This is a genomic window from Streptomyces sp. NPDC048185 (genome assembly GCF_043202495.1).
Lineage (GTDB): Bacteria > Actinomycetota > Actinomycetes > Streptomycetales > Streptomycetaceae > Streptomyces.
Genome location: NZ_JBIDAN010000002.1, coordinates 907,153 through 929,523 on the forward strand (window position 1 = coordinate 907,153; position 22,371 = coordinate 929,523).

Annotated in this window: 16 protein-coding genes; 9 read left to right on the forward strand and 7 right to left on the reverse strand. The window is 71.7% G+C overall.

The features are described 5' to 3' along the window. Positions 1–124: 124 nt before the first annotated feature. Positions 125–1,858, reverse strand: coding sequence for a glycoside hydrolase family 6 protein (locus ACGF3H_RS09955; protein ID WP_362488025.1), 1,734 nt, complete (start codon positions 1,856–1,858; stop codon positions 125–127). A gap of 532 nt (positions 1,859–2,390) precedes the next feature. Between ACGF3H_RS09955 and ACGF3H_RS09960 the strand changes: the two genes are divergently transcribed. Next, positions 2,391–5,312, forward strand: coding sequence for a glycoside hydrolase family 48 protein (locus ACGF3H_RS09960; RefSeq protein WP_362488023.1), 2,922 nt, complete (start codon positions 2,391–2,393; stop codon positions 5,310–5,312). Between the two features lie 247 nt (positions 5,313–5,559). Further along, positions 5,560–8,238, forward strand: a complete 2,679-nt coding sequence (locus tag ACGF3H_RS09965) for a cellulose binding domain-containing protein (RefSeq protein ID WP_362488021.1) — start codon at positions 5,560–5,562, stop codon at positions 8,236–8,238. On the opposite strand, the gene ACGF3H_RS09970 is transcribed toward ACGF3H_RS09965, so the two are convergent. From ACGF3H_RS09970 to ACGF3H_RS09985, 4 genes are all read right to left on the reverse strand, one after another. Continuing rightward, positions 8,219–8,875: a hypothetical protein gene (locus ACGF3H_RS09970; RefSeq protein WP_362488019.1), complete on the reverse strand. Its 657-nt coding sequence runs from the start codon at positions 8,873–8,875 to the stop codon at positions 8,219–8,221. The genes ACGF3H_RS09965 and ACGF3H_RS09970 overlap by 20 nt on opposite strands. Positions 8,876–8,977: 102 nt before the next feature. Next, positions 8,978–10,813, reverse strand: a complete 1,836-nt coding sequence (locus ACGF3H_RS09975) for a rhamnogalacturonan lyase (RefSeq protein ID WP_362488431.1) — start codon at positions 10,811–10,813, stop codon at positions 8,978–8,980. 115 nt (positions 10,814–10,928) lie between these two features. Further along, on the reverse strand, positions 10,929–11,669 hold the full coding sequence (locus tag ACGF3H_RS09980; protein ID WP_362488017.1) for a class I SAM-dependent methyltransferase: 741 nt from the start codon (positions 11,667–11,669) through the stop codon (positions 10,929–10,931). 4 nt (positions 11,670–11,673) lie between these two features. Next, on the reverse strand, positions 11,674–11,979 hold the full coding sequence (locus ACGF3H_RS09985; RefSeq protein WP_362488015.1) for a 4a-hydroxytetrahydrobiopterin dehydratase: 306 nt from the start codon (positions 11,977–11,979) through the stop codon (positions 11,674–11,676). 141 nt (positions 11,980–12,120) lie between these two features. Here ACGF3H_RS09985 and ACGF3H_RS09990 point away from each other — a divergent pair, with 141 nt between their 5' ends. Then, positions 12,121–12,936 carry a helix-turn-helix transcriptional regulator gene (locus ACGF3H_RS09990; RefSeq protein WP_362488013.1) on the forward strand — a complete coding sequence of 272 codons (816 nt, stop codon included), beginning with the start codon at positions 12,121–12,123 and terminating at the stop codon, positions 12,934–12,936. On the opposite strand, the gene ACGF3H_RS09995 is transcribed toward ACGF3H_RS09990, so the two are convergent. Continuing rightward, complete coding sequence (locus ACGF3H_RS09995; protein WP_362488011.1) at positions 12,918–13,343, reverse strand: hypothetical protein; 426 nt, start codon at positions 13,341–13,343, stop codon at positions 12,918–12,920. The two genes, ACGF3H_RS09990 and ACGF3H_RS09995, sit on opposite strands and share 19 nt — an antisense overlap. 219 nt (positions 13,344–13,562) lie before the next feature. Here ACGF3H_RS09995 and ACGF3H_RS10000 point away from each other — a divergent pair, with 219 nt between their 5' ends. The 6 genes from ACGF3H_RS10000 (at position 13,563) to narI (ending at position 21,891) form a co-directional block, all read left to right on the forward strand. After that, entirely contained in the window at positions 13,563–14,426 is an 864-nt protein-coding gene (locus tag ACGF3H_RS10000; RefSeq protein WP_362488009.1) for a helix-turn-helix transcriptional regulator, read from the forward strand. Between the two features lie 43 nt (positions 14,427–14,469). After that, positions 14,470–15,285 carry an SAM-dependent methyltransferase gene (locus ACGF3H_RS10005; protein WP_362488007.1) on the forward strand — a complete coding sequence of 272 codons (816 nt, stop codon included), beginning with the start codon at positions 14,470–14,472 and terminating at the stop codon, positions 15,283–15,285. 102 nt (positions 15,286–15,387) lie between these two features. Continuing rightward, positions 15,388–19,083, forward strand: a complete 3,696-nt coding sequence (locus ACGF3H_RS10010; RefSeq protein ID WP_362488005.1) for a nitrate reductase subunit alpha — start codon at positions 15,388–15,390, stop codon at positions 19,081–19,083. Continuing rightward, the gene (gene narH, locus ACGF3H_RS10015; protein ID WP_362488003.1) at positions 19,083–20,678 is read left to right on the forward strand and encodes a nitrate reductase subunit beta; all 1,596 of its coding nucleotides are present in this window, start codon (positions 19,083–19,085) and stop codon (positions 20,676–20,678) included. The genes ACGF3H_RS10010 and narH overlap by 1 nt, the downstream gene beginning before the upstream one ends. Then, the gene (gene narJ / locus ACGF3H_RS10020; RefSeq protein WP_362488001.1) at positions 20,678–21,172 is read left to right on the forward strand and encodes a nitrate reductase molybdenum cofactor assembly chaperone; all 495 of its coding nucleotides are present in this window, start codon (positions 20,678–20,680) and stop codon (positions 21,170–21,172) included. Before narH ends, narJ begins: the two co-directional genes overlap by 1 nt. Then, entirely contained in the window at positions 21,169–21,891 is a 723-nt protein-coding gene (gene narI / locus ACGF3H_RS10025; RefSeq protein ID WP_362487999.1) for a respiratory nitrate reductase subunit gamma, read from the forward strand. The genes narJ and narI overlap by 4 nt, the downstream gene beginning before the upstream one ends. A gap of 76 nt (positions 21,892–21,967) precedes the next feature. Here the strand turns inward: narI and ACGF3H_RS10030 are convergent, their stop codons facing one another. Next, positions 21,968–22,117 carry a hypothetical protein gene (locus ACGF3H_RS10030; protein WP_362487997.1) on the reverse strand — a complete coding sequence of 50 codons (150 nt, stop codon included), beginning with the start codon at positions 22,115–22,117 and terminating at the stop codon, positions 21,968–21,970. Between the last annotated feature and the right edge of the window lie 254 nt (positions 22,118–22,371).

A 22,371-nucleotide genomic window follows, 5' to 3' on the forward strand; every position in this document is an offset into this window, starting at 1 on the left:
CGTCAGGGTGCGACGACCGGCCACGCCGGGGCAAGTCCTGTTGCCGCAATCGCAAAACGACCGTACGGGGTCCGGCCGCGTGAGGCCGGACCCCGACGGTGTCTGCCTACGTCGGAGCCGCTCCCTACAGGGCCGGGTAGGCGTTCTTCATCAGCTCCTGGAACTGCGCGGAGAACCACTGCCCGGAGAGCGGGGCGTTCGGGAGGGCACCGGACATGCTGTTGCCGTTGCGGGCGTTACCGGTGTACGTCGGGTCGCACATCCGGTCGAAGCCCTTGCCCTCGTCGTTCGGGATCTCCTTGCTCGCGCCGTCCGACTCGCCCGGCGGCTTCATCCACACGTAGGCGTCGATGCCCGGCTCGGGGTTGGCCTTCGGCCGTTCGCCGAGGCCCGCCCCGGACTGGTTGCACCAGTTGCCGAGGTGGATGCGGCGGTCGTACTTGCCGCCGTTGACGTAGGTGTCGACGTTCGTCGTGGCGCCGGGGCCGGTGGGCCGCTGGGTGCCGCCCCAGCCGTTGCGGGAGGTGTCGATGAGCATGCCGATCTTCGAGTCGAAGCCGATCGACACCAGCTTGTCGCGCATGGCCTGGGCGTAGGAGAGCTCGTCGGTGTAGCGGTTCCAGTCGACCCACTTGGACTGGCGCACGGACGTGCCGTTCACGCTGTCCGTGATCTTGAAGTTGTCCTCCTTCAGCGCGCTGTAGTTGGCGGTGTTGACGATGAAGCCGTGGACGTCCTTCACGGTCGCGCCCTCGGAGGTGGCGGCCGTCTTGAACATGTCGGCCGAGGCGCCGAAGTTGTCGTCCCAGCCGAGCCAGCCGTGGTGGCCGGCGTCGATGTAGTTGTAGACGTTGCCGATGTCACCGAGCTTGTTCAGGGCGTAGCCGACGCCCTTCTGGTAGTTGCCGTTGGCCTTCATCACGTCGCAGTTGGGCGTGGCGGTCGGCCGGCCCGAGACGTTGGTGACGAGGTTGGGCAGCGAGTCGATCTCGACCGTGGTGACGATCCTCAGCGAGGCGTACTTCGGGTCGGCGAGGATCGCGGCGATCGGGTCGATGTACTGCGTCTTGTACTTGTCGATCTCCGTCGGGCCCAGCTCGCCGTTGGAGGCCAGGGCCGCGCAGTCACGTCCGGGCAGGTTGTAGATGACGAGCTGGATGTACAGCTCGCCGGAGCCCTTCTGCTTCAGCGCCTCGTCGAGGTGGTCGCGCAGGCCCATGCCGCCGTTGACACCTTCGATGGCCGAGATCCGGTCCAGCCACACACCGGTGGGCTGGTTGGCGACCCGGCTGCCGCCGGGCTCGGCCGCCGCCTTCGCGGACCACTCCGGGTTCACGTACCCCTTGGCGCCGGCGTAGGGGTTGTCCACCCGGTCGGACGGACCGGTGGGGTCGGTCGGGTCCGTGGGGTCGGTCGGGTCGGTCGGGTCGGTCGGTCCGCCGTCGACGTTGCAGGTCACGCCGTTGAGGGTGAAGGCGGCCGGGATCGCGTTGCTGCCGCTGTAGGTGCCCTGGAATCCGAAGCTCGCCGAACCGCCCGTGGGCAGCGCGCCGTTGTAGGACTCGTTGGCCGCCGTGACGGCGGCGCCGCTCTGACTGACCTTCGCGTTCCAGCTGTTGGTCACCTTCTGGCTGCCGGCGTACGTCCACCCCAGCTTCCAGCTGGAGGTGGCGGCACCGTTGTTGGTGACGGTCACGGCGGCGGTGAAGCCACTGCCCCAGTCGTTCTGCACCTTGTAGTCGACGGTACAGGCGGCGGCCGCCGCGCCGGCGCTCGCGGAGTGGGCGGCGAGGGCCGTGCCGGAGGCGCCTGCCACCAGTGTCAGGGCGGCGAGCATCGCGGTTCTGGTCCGGGTCATGAGTGCGGGTTCCTTCTTTCGTGGGGGTGCTGCTGTCGTCCGGGGCCGCGCGTCCGTCGGCGCGGCCCGCTGCCGATCGGCATGGGGGTGCCGTCGTGTCTGGGGGGTCAGGAACGGCCCGCGGGCACGGTGGGTCCGCCCGGGGGGTGTGCAGGCCGGCGAGCCGGCCGACGACGCGTCGGACGGGCCGTGGCGGTGGCTGCGGTGACGCCTGCCGCAACGGCTAAAAGTCCTGAACGCGGAGGGTGGAGCGGGGGGTGGCGCATGAGCGACTCCTTGCAGTTCGGGCGCGCCGTGACGGACGCGTCGACTGGTGGAACCGCTCCCACTGGTGCAGCGAAGGTAGCGCCAAGTGACGGCAAAGAACAGAGGAGTTACCGACTTTCTGCCGGCCGGATCCGTCGAATCTTTTCGACTGTTCACACATCTTGACCGCACCAGGCGGCCTCCTCACTATGGGAGCGCTCCCACTGGTTCAAGGCTTGTTGCTCCTCCCCCACCCCTCTCCGAGCCGCAAGGAGGAACCAGCACCATGCACTCCGGACACAGACCCAGACGCCGCACCGCGCGGCGATGGTGGACCGCCACGGTGGCGGCACTGGCACTTCCCCTCACGATGCTGGGCACGGGTTCGACTCCCGCCCAGGCGGCCGCGCTCCAGTGCAGCGTGGACTACAGGACCAACGACTGGGGCTCCGGCTTCACCGCCGAACTGACGCTGACCAACCGGGGCTCCGACGCCATCGACGGCTGGTCGCTGACGTACTCGTACGCGGGCAACCAGAAGCTGTCCAACGGCTGGAACGGCACCTGGTCCCAGTCGGGCCGGAACGTCACCGTGAAGAACGCCCCGTACAACGCACGGATCGCCGCCGGGGCCGCCGTCTCCACCGGCGGCCAGTTCACGTACAGCGGCAGCAACGCGGCGCCGACGAACTTCGCGGTCAACGGCACCGCGTGCGCGGGCGCGCACCAGCCGCCGATCGCGGTGCTGACCAGCCCGGCGGCCGGTGCCGTGTACTCACAGGGCGAGGCGGTGCCACTGGCGGCCACGGCGGCCGCGGCCGACGGGGCCACGATCAGCAAGGTGGAGTTCTACGACGACACCACCCTGCTGGGTACCGACACCAGCTCCCCGTACGCGTACTCCGCCTCTGGCTTGACCGTGGGCAGTCATTCCTTGGTGGCGAAGGCCTACGACAGCACGGGCGCCTCCGCGGACTCCACTCCGGTCGGCATCACGGTCGCCTCGGGACCGACCGTGGTCGCCTCACCCGGGCAACTGGGTGTCCAGCAGGGCGAGTCGGGTACGTACGAGGTCAAGCTGTCGAAGCAGCCGGCCGCGAACGTGACCGTGACGACCGCGCGGGCGAGCGGCAACACCGGCCTGTCCGTCACCGGCGGGGCGAGCCTCACCTTCACCCCCTCGAACTGGCAGACCGCGCAGAAGGTGACCGTGGCCGCCGACGCCTCCGGTACCGGCTCCGCGGTCTTCGAGTCGACGGCCCCCGGACACGGCAAGGCCACGGTGACGGTGACCCAGCTGGCGGCGGCGAAGGACTACGACGCCCGCTTCCTGGAGCTCTACGGAAAGATCACCGACCCGGCGAACGGCTACTTCTCCCCGGAGGGCATTCCGTACCACTCGGTGGAGACGCTGATCGTCGAGGCACCGGACCACGGCCACGAGACCACGTCCGAGGCGTACAGCTATCTGCTGTGGCTCCAGGCGATGTACGGCAAGGTGACCGGCGACTGGTCCAAGTTCAACAACGCCTGGGGAATCATGGAGAAGTACATGATCCCCACGCACGCCGACCAGCCGACCAACGCCTCCTACAACGCTTCCAAGCCGGCCACGTACGCCCCCGAGCTGGACACGCCGGAGGAGTACCCGGCGAAGCTGGACGGCACGGTACCGGCCGGTGCGGACCCGATCGCCGGTGAGCTGAAGTCGGCGTACGGCACGGACGACGTGTACGGTATGCACTGGCTCCAGGACGTCGACAACGTCTACGGCTACGGCAACTCGCCCGGCAAGTGCGAGGCGGGCCCCTCCGACACCGGACCGTCGTACATCAACACCTTCCAGCGCGGCGTGCAGGAGTCGGTGTGGGAGACGGTGCCCCAGCCCACCTGCGACGCCTTCAAGTACGGCGGCAGGAACGGCTACCTGGACCTGTTCACGGGCGACTCGTCCTACGCCAGGCAGTGGAAGTTCACCAACGCGCCGGACGCCGACGCGCGGGCCGTGCAGGCCGCGTACTGGGCGGACGTGTGGGCGAAGGAGCAGGGCAAGGGTCCGCAGGTCTCGGGGACCGTCGCCAAGGCCGCCAAGATGGGCGACTACCTGCGCTACGCGATGTACGACAAGTACTTCAAGAAGGTCGGCAACTGCGTGGGTCCGGCGAGCTGCCCGGCCGGCACCGGCAAGGACTCCTCGCACTACCTGCTGTCCTGGTACTACGCCTGGGGCGGGGCCACGGACACCTCGGCGGGCTGGGCCTGGCGCATCGGCTCCAGCCACGCCCACGGCGGCTACCAGAACCCGCTGGCCGCCTACGCCCTGAGCAGCTACGCCGACCTGAAGCCCAAGTCGGCGACGGGCGCGGCGGACTGGGCCAAGTCCCTGGACCGGCAACTGGAGTTCTACCGCTGGCTGCAGTCCGACGAGGGCGCCATCGCCGGCGGCGCGACCAACAGCTGGGCGGGCCGCTACGCGACTCCGCCGGCCGGTACGCCGACCTTCTACGGCATGTACTACGACGAGAAGCCGGTGTACCACGACCCGCCGTCCAACCAGTGGTTCGGTTTCCAGGCCTGGTCCATGGAACGGGTCGCCGAGTACTACCAGCAGAGCGGTGACGCGGACGCCAAGGCGGTCCTCGACAAGTGGGTCGACTGGGCGCTGTCGGAGACGACGGTCAACCCCGACGGCACCTTCCGGATCCCGTCGACGCTCCAGTGGTCGGGCAAGCCCGACACCTGGAACGCCGCGTCCCCGGGTGACAACGGCGACCTGCACGTCACGGTCGCGGACTACACCGACGACGTCGGTGTCGCGGCCGCGTACGCCAAGACCCTGACGTACTACGCCGACCGCTCCGGCGACACGGAGGCGGCCTCGACCGCCAAGGCGCTGCTCGACGGCATGTGGGAGAACGACCAGGACGCGCTCGGCATCGCCGTCCCGGAGACCCGCGCCGACTACAACCGCTTCGACGACGGCCTCTACGTCCCGAGCGGCTGGAGCGGCACCATGCCCAACGGCGACAAGATCGACTCGTCGTCGACCTTCGCCTCGATCCGCTCCTTCTACCAGGACGACCCGGCGTGGTCGAAGATCGAGAGCTACCTCCAGGGCGGTGCCGCGCCCACGTTCACGTACCACCGGTTCTGGGCGCAGGCGGACATCGCCCTCGCCATGGGTTCGTACGCGGAGCTGCTCGAATAGTCCCCGCGAGGCGCTCGGCGGGTCGGACGGTTCTTCGACCGCGGGCCGTGTGTGGCCGGCCGCGCGGTCCCCCGCGCCCCTTCCCGGGGCGCGGGGGGCACCGTTTCCTTCCCGGCGGCGCTCGACGGCTCCGCGTGCCCGGTCCCGTCACCGGACGACGGGACCACCGACCGGGCTGCCCCCGCCCACGCCTGGGGCCGCCCGGTCCTCGCATGTCTCCCTCCTGACGGAAGGACGGTTCCCCACCGTGCGAAGAAGCCGGATCCTCACCGCTCTGCTGGCCCTGACGGCCGGACTCCTGACCGGCGGCCCGCCTGCCGCCCTGGCCGCCGGGTCACCGGCGGCGACGGCCGTCGCCGCCGACACCTACACCTGGAAGAACGCCCGGATCGACGGCGGCGGATTCGTCCCGGGCATCGTCTTCAACCGCACCGAGAAGGACCTGGCCTACGCCCGCACCGACATCGGCGGGGCCTACCGCTGGCAGGAGCGGACGCGGTCCTGGACGCCCCTGCTGGACTCGGTCGGCTGGGCCGACTGGGGCCACACGGGTGTCGTCAGCCTCGCCTCCGACTCCGTCGACCCCGACCGCGTCTACGCGGCGGTCGGCACGTACACCAACGGCTGGGACCCGACGAACGGAGCGGTGCTGCGCTCCGCCGACCGGGGCGCCAGCTGGGAGAAGGCCGACCTGCCGTTCAAACTGGGCGGCAACATGCCCGGCCGCGGGATGGGCGAGCGCCTGGCCGTCGACCCGCACGACAACGACGTGCTCTACCTGGGCGCGCCCAGCGGCAGGGGCCTGTGGCGGTCGACCGACGCGGGCGTCACCTGGTCGCAGGTGAGCGCCTTCCCCAATCCCGGTGACTACGCGCAGGATCCGACCGACACGAGCGGCTACGCCTCCGACAACCAGGGCATCGTCTGGGTCACGTTCGACGAGTCGACGGGTGGTGCGGGCACGGCCACGAAGACGATCTACGTCGGGGTCGCCGACAAGGAGAACGCGGTGTACCGCTCCACGGACGCGGGCGCGACCTGGCAGCGGATCGCCGGCCAGCCGACGGGGTACCTGGCCCACAAGGGCGTGCTCGACGCGGAGAACGGTTTCCTCTACCTGGCGTACAGCGACACGGGCGGCCCGTACGACGGTGCCGCCGGCCGGCTGTACCGGTACGCGACGGCGACCGGCACCTGGACCGACATCAGCCCGGTCGGCGAGGCCGACACGTACTACGGATTCAGCGGCCTGACCGTGGACCGGCAGCATCCCGGGACGGTCATGGCGACGGCGTACAGCTCCTGGTGGCCGGACACACAGATCTTCCGCTCCACGGACAGCGGCGGCTCCTGGACGCAGGCGTGGAGCTACACGTCGTACCCGGACAGGCAGAACCGCTACACGATGGACGTCTCGTCCGCACCGTGGCTGACCTGGGACGCGCATCCGTCCCCGCCCGAACAGACGCCGAAGCTCGGCTGGATGACGGAGTCCCTGGAGATCGACCCGTTCGACTCGGACCGGATGATGTACGGGACGGGTGCGACGGTCTACGGCACGGAGAACCTCACGAACTGGGACTCCGGCGGGAAGTTCGCCGTGGAACCCATGGTGCGGGGTCTGGAGGAGACGGCCGTCAACGACCTCGCCTCTCCGCCGGCGGGCGCCCCTCTGCTCAGCGCGCTCGGCGACATCGGCGGATTCCGCCACACGGACCTGACCGAGGTGCCGCCGATGATGTACACCTCGCCGAACTTCACCTCGACGACGAGTCTGGACTTCGCCGAGAAGAACCCGGACACGGTCGTACGGGCCGGCAACCTGGACGCCGGCCCGCACATCGCGTTCTCGACGGACAACGGCGCCAACTGGTTCGGCGGCACGGACCCGTCGGGAGTGAGCGGCGGCGGTACGGTCGCGGCCGGGGCGGACGGCAGCCGCTTCGTGTGGAGCCCGCAGGGCACCGGCGTCCACTGGACGAGCGGCTTCGGCACGTCGTGGCAGGCCTCCAGCGGTGTCCCGGCGGGCGCGATCGTCGAGTCCGACCGCGTCGACCCCACCACCTTCTACGCCTTCAAGTCCGGGAAGTTCTACGTCAGCACCGACGGCGGCGCCACCTTCGCCGCGTCCGCCGCCACCGGCCTGCCCGCCGGTGACAGTGTCCGCTTCAAGGCGCTCCCGGGGACGAAGGGCGACGTCTGGCTGGCCGGCGGCGCCACCGACGGCGCGTACGGCCTGTGGCACTCCACGGACGGCGGCGCGTCCTTCACCGCACTGGCGAACGTCGAGCAGGCCGACACGATCGGCTTCGGCAAGGCCGCGCCGGACGCCGCGTACCAGACGCTCTACACCAGCGCGAAGATCGGCGGTGTGCGCGGCGTCTTCCGCTCGACCGACAAGGGGGCGAGCTGGACCCGCATCAACGACGACGCCCACCAGTGGGGCTGGACGGGGGCCGCGATCACGGGCGACCCGCGGGTGTTCGGACGCGTCTACGTCGCCACCAACGGCCGGGGCGTCGTCTACGGCGACCCGTCCGGCACCGGCGGCGGGGACGGCGGCGGCACCGAGCCCACTCCGCCGCCGACGGGTGCCTGCGCGGTGACCTACACGGTCACGAACCAGTGGGCGGGCGGTTTCCAGGCGGACGTGCGGCTCACCAACACCGGTTCGGCTCCGTGGAACGGCTGGTCCCTCGGCTGGTCGTTCGCGGACGGCCAGCGGGTGACGCAGATGTGGAACGCGGAGCACTCCGGGTCGGGCGGCGCGGTCACGGCGAAGAACGTGGGCTGGAACGCCGGTGTCGCGGCCGGTTCCTCGGTGGACTTCGGCTTCACGGCCTCGTGGTCGGGGACGAACACGGCACCGGCGTCCTTCGGCCTCGCCGGCCGGAGCTGCTCGGTCGTCAGCCGACCGATCCGGTGAAGATGGCCGTGTCCGACTCGTAGTCCGGAACGACCTCGATCTGGACGAGCTTCTCGCCCTTCGGGAGTTCGCAGCCCCAGGGCACGCTGATCGACCGTCCGGCGAGAAGCTGGGTCTCGGGGCCGCCGTTCAGTCCCGTGGCACTGTCGAAGACGGCCTCGCTGCTGTGTCCGTCCTTGCCGTAGGCGCAGTTGACGGTGAGCGCGGTGGCGTCGAGCGTCTCGGTGCCGCCGTTGTCGACCTTGACGGTGAACCGGACGTACGGCGTGCTCTCGGGCATGGCGGTGTCGGTGGACACGGCCCGCTTGAAGCCGGAGAGACCGACCCGGACGTCGTTGCCGTAGGTGACGGTGTCGCCGAGGGCGTGCACCCCGTCGTCGGACGCGTCGGGGGCGGGCTCGGTCTCCTCGTCGGCGGCGGTGGCGCCCTCGGCGTCCACGGTCTCGGTCACGGTGACCGTGGGCGCCGGCGCGGCCTCGTCGTCGCCGGAGACGCCGAGGGTGACCGCGACCGCGACCGCCGCGGCCACGACGGCCGCGGCGACCGCGATGAGCGCCGTCCGATCGCGCTTCGGGGGCTGCGGGGGCACGGGCGGCCAGTAGGGCGGCGCGGGCGGCGGCGTGGTGTGGTTGCTCAAGGTTCTTCCCCCGGGGGCGAGACAGTTGCGTGGTACATCATCCCCCGGAATCGGCGCCCGTGAAGATCCCGTGACGAAATCGTGTCGGTGGCACGCTCCGCGTCAGGGAGTGAACACCGCCGGCCGCGGTGGTGTCGCCATCCCGGCGCCGAGGAAGAAGCTCGGGTGCGGCGGTTGATTGTAGGCGGTGTTCTGCCAGGCCAGGGCCGTGCGGTACTGGGTGTCGTGCAGCAGGGTCGTGATGCGGGTGTCCGTGTCGTACGGCGTGGAGTAGATGCGCAGGGCCTTGTTGTCGGCGGTCCGCCAGACGACCTCCTCGCGCCAGTCGCCGAGGATGTCGCCGGACAGGACCGGTGTCGCCTTGGTGCCGTTGTCCGACGCCACGCCGGACCCGGTGAGCAGGCGGGTGTCGCCGGAGGTGCCGTACTTGTCGATGCGGGTGCCGTCGAGGAGTTCGCGGACGGGGTCGCCGTCCCACCAGGACAGGAAGTTGGTGCTGGAGGGTTTGCGGCTGTTCACCACGGTGCCCTTCGGGTTGCGGATGCCGCTCTCGGCGGACGACCAGGACTCGGCGCCCGCGCTGCCGGACCAGATGTCGGCCGAGACGCCCCGGCCGTTGTCGCCGCTCGCGGGAGTGGACCAGATGACCTGGCCCGTGCGGGCGTCCGCCATCCAGGACGAGGGCTTCGAGCCGTCCTCGTCCACCTTGAACTCCTCCAGACCCGCCCGGGACGGGTCCAGGTCGCCGACGTGCATGGCGTCGCCGTGGCCGTTGCGCGTGGTCCACAGGGCGTTGCCGTTGTCGTCGACGGCCATGGCGCCGTAGACGATCTCGTCCCTGCCGTCGCCGTCGACGTCCGCGACGGACAGCTGGTGGTTGCCCTGACCGTCGTAGCCCCTGCCGCTGTTGGTCGAGGAGTTGGTGTCGAAGGTCCAGCGGCGGGTGAAGGAGCCGCCGCGCCAGTCCCAGGCGGCGATGACCGTGCGCGTGTAGTAGCCGCGGGCCATGACCAGGGAGGGGCGGGAGCCGTCCAGGTACGCCGTGCCGGCCAGGAAGCGGTCGACCCGGTTGCCGTAGGAGTCGCCCCAGGAGGAGACGGTGCCCCGGGCCGGGACGTAGTCGACGGTGCCCATGGCCTTGCCGGTCCGGCCGTCGAACATCGTCAGGTACTCGGGCCCGGACAGGACGTAGCCGGAGGAGTTGCGGTGGTCCGCCGAGGAGCTGCCGATGACCGCGCCGGTGCCGTCCTTCGTGCCGTCGGCGGTCTTCATGGCGACCTCGGCCCGGCCGTCGCCGTCGTAGTCGTACACCTGGAACTGGGTGTAGTGGGCGCCGGAGCGGATGTTGCGGCCCAGGTCGACGCGCCACAGGCGGGTGCCGTCGAGCCTGATGCCGTCGACGACCGTGTTGCCGGTGTAGCCGGACTGGGAGTTGTCCTTGGCGTTGGTGGGCTGCCACTTGAGGACGAGGTCGAGCGCCCCGTCGCCGTCGAGGTCGCCGACGGAGGCGTCGTTGGCCTCGTAGGTGTACGCGACGCCGTCGGGGGTGGTGCCGCCGGCGGGCGGGCTGACGGGGACGTCCTTGTAGCCGGCCCGGAACTGGATCGCGTGGACCGAGTCGCCCTGCTCGGTGCCGCCCACGACCGCGCGGACCGTGTAGTCGGCCTGGGCGGGGGCGCCGGCGTGGAAGTAGGTGGTGGAGCCGGTGATCGGGCTCGGGTTGACCTTCGTGCCGGCCCGGTAGACGTTGAAGGCGACACCGTCCGGGTCGGTGCCCAGCCAGCGCCAGCCGACCAGATTGCCATCGCCGGTGTGGACGCTGACCACGCCCCGGTCGAGGGCCTCGACCTGGCGTGCGGTGGCGGCCTCGGCGATGTCCGGGGCCAGAGTCGTCAGACCCGCGCCGACGAGGCCGGCGGCGGCCAGCGCCGCGGCCATGACGAGCGGGCGTCTGCGGTGCGTGCGGGGGTGCCTCACGGGACGAACCTCCTGGAGGACGAATGGATTCCGCCTCTCGGTCGCCACCGGGGACGCCGGGGTTGCCGCCCGGCGGCTACGGCTTCGCGAACGCCCTCACGGTGAACACCGGGTCGGGACGGGGCCGTTCCTGGTCGGGCAGGGCCTCGAGCCGGGCGGCGAAGCGCTCGGCGAGCTCCCCGCCCGGCGGCAGCGTGACGAACCAGCCGCGCCGCAGGTCGGCCACCGTGCTGCGGGGGCTGCGGCCCTGGCCGTGACCGGTGAAGCGGGCCCGGCCGGCCGGCGTCAGGCCGTGGGCGCGGGCGTACTCCTCGACCCGCTCGGCGGCGTCCCGTGCCGTGCTGGGCGGGCGGGCGGCGAGCACGGCGTCGATGTCGCTGCCCACGTTGTGCGCGGCGCCCTTGTCGACCGTCGTCACCCACACCCCGCCGGGCCGCAGGACGCGGGCGCACTCGCCGACGACCGTGCGCACGGCCTCGTCACCGGGGACCAGGTGCAGCAGCCACACGCTGCTCACGGCGTCGAACGCGCCGTCGCGGAAGGGCAGTCGGCGGCTGTCGGCCAGCACCACGGCGCCGGGCAGCCGGGCGGCGGCCCGGCGCACCATCGCGGGGGCGAGATCGGCGCCGGTCACGCGCAGGCCGGACCGTCCGGCCGCGAGCCGCCCGGTGACGATGCCGGTGCCGCAGGCGACGTCGAGCAGGCCGCGGACGTGCGGGGGGACGAGGCTCAGGACGGCCCGGGCGGCGGCTTCGGCGCGGGGCTCGCCGCCGCGCAGGGCGTCGTAGTGTTCCGCTTCTTCGTCGTAGTCGAGCACACCGTCAGTGTGCCCCGTGCCCCCCTGCCAGGTCCTCCACCCTGCGGGCGAGCTCGACGTCCTTCTCGGTCACGGCGCCGCCCGCGCTGTGGGTGCTGACCGCCAGGCTCACCGTGTTGTAGCCGAGGGTCAGGTCGGAGTGGTGGTCGAGCTCCTCCTGCACCTGAGCGATGTGCACGACCATGGCGGTCGCCGCGAAGTGCGAGCCGAGCCGGTAGGCGCGGGTGAGGCGGTCCCCGTCGAGGGACCAGCCCGGCAGCTCGGCCAGCCGCTCCTCGATCTCCTTGTGCGACAGCGGTTCCACGGGCATGGGCTGCGCTCCTCGTCTGCTGGGTACGGGCACGGCGCCGTACGGCTCGGGTTCCCTCTCCAGCCTGCCACAGCGGGGCCGCCGCGGCCCCGGCCGGCAGCGCCGGACGGGCCGGGCCGGCGGTCGGCTACCGTTCCGCGTATGACCGCACTCATGTCCGGTACCACCCCCACCGTCCAGGGCGTGGGCCCGCTGCTGCGGGCCTGGCGGGAACGGCGGCGGATCAGCCAGCTGGAACTGTCGCTGCGCGCCGACTCCTCCGCGCGGCACATCAGCTTCATCGAGACGGGGCGTTCCCGACCGAGCGAGGAGATGGTGCTGCGCCTCGCCGACCGGCTCGACGTCCCCATGCGCGAGCGCAACGCACTGCTCCTGGCCGCCGGCTACGCCCCGCACTACCCGGAGACCCCACTGGACGATCCTGCGCTGGACGCGCTGCGCGCGGGCATGGAGCGCCTGATCGGGGGATACGAGCCCTATCCGGCACTGGTGGTCGACGCGCGGTACGAGGTGCTGGCCGCCAACCGGGGCATCGCGATGCTGATGGACGGCCTTCCCGAGCACCTGCTCGTGCCCCGCCCGAACGCGATGCGGCTGGCCCTGCACCCCGAGGGCCTGGCGCCGCGCATCCGCAACCTGCGCGAGTGGCGCGGACACCTGCTGGAGCAGATGCAGCGGCAGATCGCCCTGGACCGCTCACCGACCCTGCGGGCGCTGTACGAGGAGGTGGCGGCCTACCCGGTGCTGGACGGCGCCCGCGGTGAGGAACCGGACGAGCCGGTGCCGTACTTCGCGCTGCCGTTGCGGATCGAGCACGAGGGCCGGACGCTGTCGTTCATCTCGTCCATCTCCACCTTCAACACGCCGATGGACGTGACGGTCGCCGAGCTGGCCATCGAGACGCTGCTCCCGGCCGACCCGGCGACGGTCAAGTACCTTCAGGCGCTCGTTCCCTGACGTCCTTTCAGTGCCGCGTACTGCAGCAGTGCGAACGCCGTGACGACGAGTGCCTGGAGCACCGTCCACACCGCGCCGGCCGTGGTGGGCGAGAGCCAGAGGGCCAGGGCGGCGACGCTCAGCGCCGACCAGGCCAGGTTGGCCTCCACGACGGCCCGCACCGCGAGGGCCGGCGGGCGCCGGCGTGCGGCCAGCAGGCCCACGGCCGCCGCGTACCCGGCGAGGAACGCGCCGAGCCCGAGCAGCAGCCCGGAGCCGGCGCCGAGCAGGCGGCCCAGCGGCCCGGACAGAGCGAGGTAGGCGAGCGCGTTGGCGCCGGTCACGGCCGCGTCCAGGGCCAGGAAGCGGCGGAGCGTCAGCCGCGGTTCGAGGGTGCGGGCGAGTGCGACGAGCTGGTTCGTGGACATGGCGAGTCACCCTCCGTCGGGTCGGGCAAGGCTGCGGGGAACCGGGGGCCGGGCCGGAGTGCGCCGGTCCGGCCCCCGGTGTGTCTCCACGATCCCGTCCGGGCGGGAAACGGTCGATTACCCGAGGGGTAATGCGGCCACCGCCCCTCCGCCCTTGTGGGGCAGGCGGGGGAACATGGCAGACTGCGGGGGGACTTGGGCGCGTTGGGGAGGCGTGGCGTGAGTGAGCGGCGGGTGGCACCCACCGTGGGCCAGGTGGTGCTGGGCAAGCGGCTCCAGGAACTGCGGGAGCGGGCGGGCCTGAAGCGCGAGGAGGCCGCCAAGGTGCTCCGGGTGGCCCCGGCGACCGTGCGACGCATGGAAACGGCCGAGGTCGCGCTGAAAATACCGTACGTCCAGATCCTGTTGACGGCGTTCGGTGTGCCCGAGGACGAGGTCACGGCGTTCGTCACGCTGGCCGAGGAGGCCAACCGGCCGGGCTGGTGGCAGCGCTACACCGACGTCCTGCCGGACTGGTTCAGCCTGTACGTGAGCCTGGAGGGCGCCGCACGGATCGTCCGCTCCTACGAACCGCACTTCGTCCCGGGCCTGCTGCAGACCGAGGACTACGCGCGCGCGGTCCTGGACGCGGGGACGATAGGGACCGCGGGGCAGGAAGCCGTCGAGCGGCACGTGTCCCTGCGCATGGAGCGGCAGCGGCTGCTGGACCGGCCGGACCCGCCGCACCTGTGGGTGATCATGGACGAGACGGTGCTGCGGCGCCCGGTGAGCATGCAGGGCCGGGTGATGCGCGAACAGCTCGACCGGCTGCTGGAGTTCGCCGTCCGGGACCGGGTGACCCTCCAGGTCGCCGAGTTCGCGGACGGTCCGCACCCGGGGACGTACGCCCCGTTCACCCTGTTCCGCTTCGCCGAGCCGGAGCTGCCCGACATGGTCTTCACCGAGTACCTGACCGGCGCGCTGTACCTCGACTCCCGCGTGGAGGTCTCCACCCACCTGGAGGTCCTCGACCACATGACGGCACGCGCCGCCTCCACCCAGCGCACCGAGAAGATCCTGCGGGAGTACCGCGAGAACTACTGACCCGGCCGCCCGTCGCCACCATCCCTGAGGGAGAAGTCACCGCATGACCGGACCCGACGCCGCTTCCACCACCGTCGACACCAGCCGGCCGCACCCGGCCCGCGTCTACGACTGGTGGCTGGGCGGCAAGGACAACTACCCCGTGGACGAGGAGCTGGCCCGGAAGATCCTGGCCGTGGACGACACGGCGGTGCGCGGGGCGCGTGCCAACCGCCGGTTCATGCAGCGGGCGGTCCGTACCGTCGCCGAGGCCGGGATCCGCCAGTTCCTGGACATCGGCACGGGCATCCCCACCGAGCCGAACCTGCACCAGGTGGCGCAGGGCGTGGCGCCCGAGGCGCGGGTAGTGTATGCGGACAACGACCCGATCGTGCTCCGGCACGCCGAGGCGCTGCTGCACGGCTCGGCGGAGGGCAGCACCGAGTACGTCCACGCGGACGTCCGGGACCCGGACACCATCCTGCGGCTGGCCGGCGAGTGCCTGGACCTCGAGCGGCCCGTCGCCCTGTCGCTGGTGGCGCTGACGCACTACCTCGGGGACGCGGTGGACGGTGACGACGCGCACGGCCTGCTCAAGCGGTACGTCGACGCCCTGGCGCCGGGCAGCTTCCTGATCCTCTCCCAGGTCACGCCCGACCTGAACCCGGAGGCGGTCGGCCGGGCCGCCGCTCTGTTCGCCCGCAGCGGCACGCCGTTCCACCCGCGCCCGCTCGCCGAGTTCGCCCGGTTCTTCGACGGCCTGGAGCTGCTGGGCCCCGGCGTCATCCCCGTGACCGGATGGCGGCCCGACCCCGAGGACGTGGCGGCCCAGACGGAGGGCATCGTCCCGGTGTACGCGGGGGTGGCGCGAAAGCCCTGAGCCGTCCCGTCGCCGCGCGCCCTGACACGTACGGGCCCCGCGGACAGGTGGGCGTTCCCCGCGGCCCCTAGGTTCGGAGCCAGGCGAGCCAAGGGAGCGCACGTGACCGACACGCGGACACCGCCCACCGAGCCGGGCGCGGCGCTGCTGCGCGCGGGCCGGTTCTTCCGGCCCGGCACCGCCGCCCCCGACCTGCACAGCATCGGGCTGGTCGGCGGGCGGGAGTCGGACGCCTTCTACCGGGACCGCTGGAGCCACGACAAGGTCGTGACCTCCACGCACGGCGTGAACTGCACCGGCTCCTGCCGGTGGAACGTGTTCGTCAAGGACGGCATCATCACCTGGGAGACCCAGGCGACGGACTATCCGTCGGTCGGCCCGGACCGCCCCGAGTACGAGCCGCGCGGCTGCCCCCGGGGCGCCGCGTTCTCCTGGTACACGTACTCGCCGACGCGCGTGCGCTACCCGTACGTGCGCGGGGTGCTGCTGGAGATGTACCGCGAGGCCCGGGCCCGGCTCGGGGACCCGGTGCTCGCGTGGGCCGACATCCAGGGCGACCCGGAGCGCCGGCGGCGCTACCAGCGGGCGCGCGGCAAGGGCGGGCTGGTCCGGGCGAGCTGGGACGACGCGGTGGAGATGGTCGCGGCGGCCCACGTCCACACCATCGGGCACCAGGGGCCGGACCGGATCGCCGGGTTCTCCCCCATCCCGGCGATGTCGATGGTGTCGCACGCGGCCGGGGCCCGCTTCCACTCCCTCATCGGCGCCCCGATGCTGTCGTTCTACGACTGGTACGCCGACCTGCCGGTGGCCTCCCCGCAGGTCTTCGGCGACCAGACGGACGTGCCGGAGTCGGGCGACTGGTGGGACGCCGCGTATCTGATCATGTGGGGCACCAACGTCCCGGTGACCCGCACGCCCGACGCGCACTGGATGGCGGAGGCCCGCTACCGGGGCCAGAAGGTGGTCGTCGTCGCACCCGACTACGCCGACAACGCCAAGTTCGCCGACCAGTGGCTGCACCCGCACCCGGGCACCGACGCGGCGTTGGCGATGGCGATGGGGCACGTGATCCTCAAGGAGTTCTTCGTCGACCGGGTCACGCCCTTCTTCGACGACTACGTGCGGCGCTTCACCGACCTGCCGTTCCTGGTGACGCTGACCGAGCGGGACGGGGCGTACGTGCCGGCGAAGTTCCTGCGCGCCTCCGACCTCGGGCAGGAGGGTGAGGACGCGGAGTGGAAGACGGTCGTGCTGGACGAGGTCACGGGCCGCGCGGTGGTGCCGCCAGGCTCGCTGGGCTTCCGCTGGAACGAGGGCGGCCGGGGCAGGTGGAACCTGGACCTCGGTGACGTGCGCCCCCGGCTCGGTCTGCACGGCCACGAGGCGGCGGCGGAGGTCGAGGTGCTGCTCCCCCGCTTCGACACCGAGGGAGGCGCACACGGGCAGGGCCGCGGCGACGTGGTCCGGCGGGGCGTGCCCGCCACCCGGCTGGGCGGGGCGGGCGGGCCGCTGGTGACGACCGTGTTCGACCTGCTGCTGGCGCAGTACGGCGTGGCCCGCCCGGGGCTGCCGGGCGACTGGCCGGCGTCGTACGAGGACGCGGACGCGCCCGGCACGCCCGCCTGGCAGCAGACCCACACGTCGGTCCCGGCGGCGGCGTGCGTGCGGATCGCCCGCGAGTTCGCGCGGACCGCCGAGCGGTCCGAGGGCCGCTGCATGATCCTGATGGGGGCGGGCACCAACCACTGGTTCCACTCGGAGACGATCTACCGGGCCTTCCTCGCGCTGCTCCAGCTCACCGGCTGCCAGGGCCGCAACGGGGGCGGCTGGGCGCACTACGTGGGCCAGGAGAAGTGCCGCCCGGTGACCGGCTGGGCGTCGCTGGCCGCCGCGTCGGACTGGTGCCGGCCACCGCGTCAGATGATCGGCACGGCGTACTGGTACCTGAACACCGACCAGTTCCGCTACGACCGGTTCGGCGCGGACGTCCTGGCCTCGCCGCTCGGTGAGGGGCGGCTCGCGGGGATGACGGCCGCGGACTGCCTGGCGCTGTCGGCGCGCGCGGGGTGGATGCCGTCGTACCCGACGTTCGACCGCAACCCGCTGGAGCTGGGCGAGACCCCCGGCGACCCGGTGGCGAACGCCGTGGCCGAGCTGCGCGCCGGAACGCTGAGGTTCGCGTGCGAGGACCCGGACGCCCCGGAGAACTGGCCGCGGATCGTGACGCTGTGGCGGGCCAACCTGCTGGGATCGTCGGCGAAGGGCGCCGAGTACTTCACCAAGCACCTGCTGGGCACCCACTCCTCGCTGCGTGCCGAGGAGGCGGCGCCGGACGAGCGGCCCCGGGACGTGGTGTGGCACGAGGAGGCGCCCGAGGGGAAGGTCGACCTGCTGCTGTCGCTGGACTTCCGGCACACCTCCTCCACGCTGCTGTCCGACGTGGTGCTGCCCGCGGCGACCTGGTACGAGAAGCACGACCTGTCCAGCACCGACATGCACCCCTACGTGCACGCCTTCTCGCCGGCCGTGGACCCGCCGTGGCAGGCGCGCACCGACTTCGACACGTTCAAGGCGCTCGCCGAGAAGCTGAGCGAGCTGGCCGCCGGACACCTCGGCGTCCGCAGGGACCTGGTGGCCGCGCCGCTCCAGCACGACACCCCGGGCGAGATCGCCCAGCCCGGCGGGGTCGTACGGGACTGGAAGCGCGGGGAGTGCGAGCCGGTGCCGGGCAGCACGCTGCCGAACCTGACCGTCGTGGAGCGGGACTACACGGCGATCGGCGCCAAGTTCGCGGCGCTGGGGCCGCTGGTGGAGACCAAGGGGCTGCCCGCCAAGGGCATCACCCTGAAGCCGGACGAGGAGGTCGAGCTGCTGCGGCGGACGAACGGCGCGGTGCGCGGCGGCCCGGCCGACGGGCGTCCCGCGCTGGACACCGCGGTGAAGGCCGCCAACACCATTCTCGCCCTGTCCGGCACCACCAACGGCCGCCTCGCCACGCAGGGTTTCCGCACCCTGGAGGCGAAGACCGGGCAGGAGATGGCCCACCTGGCCGCCGAGCACGAGGGCAAGCGGATCACCTACGCGGACACCCAGGCGGCGCCCGTGCCGGTGATCACCTCGCCGGAGTGGTCGGGCAGCGAGGCCGGCGGGCGGCGGTACACCGCGTTCACCCTGAACACCGAGCACCTCAAGCCCTGGCACACCCTCACCGGCCGGCAGCACTTCTTCCTCGACCACGACTGGATGCACGAGCTGGGCGAGGCCCTGCCGGTGTACCGGCCGCCGCTGGACATGAACAGGCTGTTCGGTGAGCCGCGGCTCGGCCCGGACGGGCACCGCGAGGTGACGGTCCGCTACCTCACGCCGCACAACAAGTGGTCCATCCACTCCGAGTACCAGGACAACCTGTTCATGCTGGCGCTGTCCCGGGGCGGGCAGACCATCTGGATGGCGCCCGAGGACGCGGACGCGATCGGCGTGTCCGACGACGACTGGATCGAGGCGGTCAACCGCAACGGCGTGGTCGTGGCCCGCGCGATCGTCTCGCACCGCATGCCGCCCGGCACGGTCTACATGCACCACGCGCAGGAACGCACGGTCAACGTGCCGCTCACCGAGACGACCGGGAAGCGCGGCGGCATCCACAACTCGCTCACCCGCCTGCTGCTCAAGCCGACCCATCTCGTCGGCGGCTACGCCCAGTTGTCGTGGGCGTTCAACTACCTGGGGCCGACGGGCAACCAGCGCGACGAGGTGACGGTGATCCGCCGCCGCACCCAGGAGGTCGAGTACTGATGCGCCCGATGGCCCAGATCGCGATGGTCATGAACCTCGACAAGTGCATCGGCTGCCACACCTGCTCGGTCACCTGCAAACAGGCGTGGACCAACCGGCGGGGCATGGAGTACGTCTGGTTCAACAACGTCGAGACCCGCCCGGGGCAGGGCTACCCCCGTCGCTACGAGGACCAGGAGAAGTGGCGGGGCGGCTGGGAGCTGAACCGGCGGGGCGCGCTGCGGCTGAAGGCGGGCGGGCGGCTGAAGAAGCTCGCCGGCATCTTCTCCAACCCCCGGCTGCCCGAGATCAAGGACTACTACGAGCCCTGGACGTACGACTACAAGAACCTCACCGACGCCCCGCTCGGCGACGACTACCCGGTGGCGCGGCCCGTCTCGCAGCTCGACGGCAAGCCGATGAAGATCGGCTGGTCGTCCAACTGGGACGACAACCTGGGCGGCGCCCCCGCCTGGGGCGACCTGGACCCGATGGTGGAGCGCACCCGCCGGGAGGCCTCGGACAAGGTGCGCTTCGCCTACGAGCAGACCTTCATGTTCTACCTGCCGCGGATCTGCGAGCACTGCCTCAACCCGTCCTGCGTGGCGTCCTGCCCGTCCGGGGCGATGTACAAGCGTTCGGAGGACGGTGTCGTCCTGGTCGACCAGGACCGCTGCCGGGGCTGGCGGATGTGCGTGACGGGGTGCCCGTACAAGAAGGTGTACTTCAACCACCGCACCGGCAAGGCGGAGAAGTGCACGCTGTGCTACCCGCGCATCGAGGTGGGCCTGCCGACGGTCTGCTCGGAGACCTGCGTGGGACGCCTGCGGTACCTCGGGGTCGTGCTGTACGACGCCGACAAGGTGACCGAGGCGGCGTCCACACCGAACGAACGCGACCTGTACGAGGCCCAGTTGGGGGTCTTCCTCGATCCCGGGGACCCCGCGGTGCGGCGGGCGGCGGAGGCCGCGGGGATCCCGCACGACTGGCTGGAGGCGGCCCGGCGCTCCCCCGTGCACGCGCTGGTCAGCAGGTACCGGGTGGCGCTCCCGCTGCATCCCGAGTTCCGCACCCTGCCGATGGTCTGGTACATCCCGCCGCTGTCACCTGTGGTGGACGCGCTGACGGAGACCGGGCACGACGGCGAGGACGCGGACAACCTGTTCGGCGCGATCGACACGCTGCGCATCCCGCTGGAGTACCTGGCGGAGCTGTTCACCGCGGGCGACGTCGCCCCGGTGCGGGCCAGTCTGGAGAAGCTGGCCGCGATGCGCTCCCACATGCGGGCGGTCAACCTCGGCGAGGACACCGACCCGTCGGTCGCGGCCGCCGCCGGCATGACGCCGGCCGACATCGAGGACATGTACCGGCTGCTGGCGATCGCCAAGTACGAGGAGCGGTACGTCATCCCCACGGCCGCCGTCGGGGACGCCCGGCGGCTGGAGGAGTCCGCGCTGCCGGACACCTGCAGCCTGGACGTCGACGGCGGCCCCGGCATGGGCGGCGACGGCCCCTTCGGCCAGGACTCGGGACGCAGGCGGCTGCCGTTGGTGCCGGTGGAGAACTTCCACGTCCTGCGCCGGCGGCAGACCGCGGACGACGAGAGGGAGGTGTGATGCCCGGCTTCGAGGTCCTGTACCAGGCGGCGGCGCTCTGCCTGACCTACCCCGACGACGACTTCCGCGCCCGGCTGCCCCTGCTGCGCGAGGCCGCGCCGCAGCTGCGGGAGTTCACCGACCACGCGGCGGTGACACCGCAGGGCGCACTCCAGGCGCACTACGTGGAGGTCTTCGACTTCAAGAACCGGCACAGCCTGTACCTGAGCTGGTGGAGCGACGGCGACACCCGGCGGCGCGGCATGTCGCTGGTCCGCTTCAAGGAGCTGTACCGCGCCCACGGCCTGGAGTTCACCGGCGAGGAGCTGCCCGACTTCCTGCCGGCCGTCCTGGAGTTCACGTCGCGCACCGGCGACATGGGCCTGCTGGTCGAGCACCGCGACGCCCTCGCCGAGCTCCGCTCCCGGCTCACCGCCGCCGGCACGCCGTACGCGTGTGTCCTGGACGCCGTGTGCGCCACCCTGCCGCCCGCACCGACCGGAGCACGCCGATGACCGTCTTCCTCTGGGGTGTCCTGCCCTACGCCGCGTTCGTCCTGCTCGTCGCCGGCCTGGTGTGGCGGCACCGCTACGACCGCTTCGGCTGGACCACCCGCTCCTCCCAGGTCTACGAGTCGAAGCTGCTGAACATCGCCTCACCCGTGTTCCACTACGGCATCCTCTTCGTGCTCGTCGGCCACCTGATCGGTCTGTTCGTCCCGGCGTCGTGGACCGCGGCGGTCGGCGTCGACGAGCACGCGTACCACCTGTTCTCGCTGTACGGCGGCACCCTCGCCGGGGTCCTGACGGTCGCCGGGATCGCCCTGCTGGTCTACCGCCGCCGCACCAACGCACCGGTCTTCCGCGCCACCACGGCCAACGACAAGGTGATGTACGTCTTCCTGCTCGGCGCCATCGTGCTCGGCATGGTCGCCAAGCTCTCCGACACCTCCGGCAACGGCTACGACTACCGCGCCACGATCGCCCCCTGGGCGCGCAGCCTGTTCACGCTGCACCCGAAGACGGGGCTGATGGAGGGGGTGCCGGTGCTCTACCACGTGCACGCGGTGATCGGGATGGTGCTGATCGCGCTGGTGCCCTACACCCGCCTGGTGCACATGTTCAGCGCCCCGCTGCAGTACCTGTTCCGGCCGTACGTGGTGTACCGGTCGCGCGACCCCGGACAACTGGGGCCGCGCCCGGACCGACGGGGCTGGGAGCGCGCGGGCGGCTGAGCGGCCGGAGCGGCAGGCCCGGCCCGGCCGCTCCGTCGACCGCTTCGCTCCGACCGCCCGCCTCGAATGCCACCGGCTACTCCGGCCTGCGGAAGGCGTCCACCGCCTTCTCCAGCCGGCGCCGCAGCGGTGTGCCGCGCCACACCCGCGACCACTGGTGCAGACGTCCCAGCGCGTATCCGACGGCGACGGGCGCCGCCGCTTCCAGGTACTCCCAGTGCCGCATGAGCTCCTCCGATGTCCCGCTCGATCCCCGGGACGGTGCCTCGTGCACCTCCCTGGCGACAACACTGCGGCTGTGCCGACCGGTTGACCGGAGACCAGGCGGAAGAATTCTGGAACCCCCGCCCACCTGCGACAACGGGACTCGTGCGGCCGGACCGGAAGCGGGCCGGCAGGAGGTTGGCGGCACTTCACCGCATAAGCGGTGCTGCGTCCCACCGACTGCGCTAACCTCCCGGCAGGTCCGGGCACGGCGAA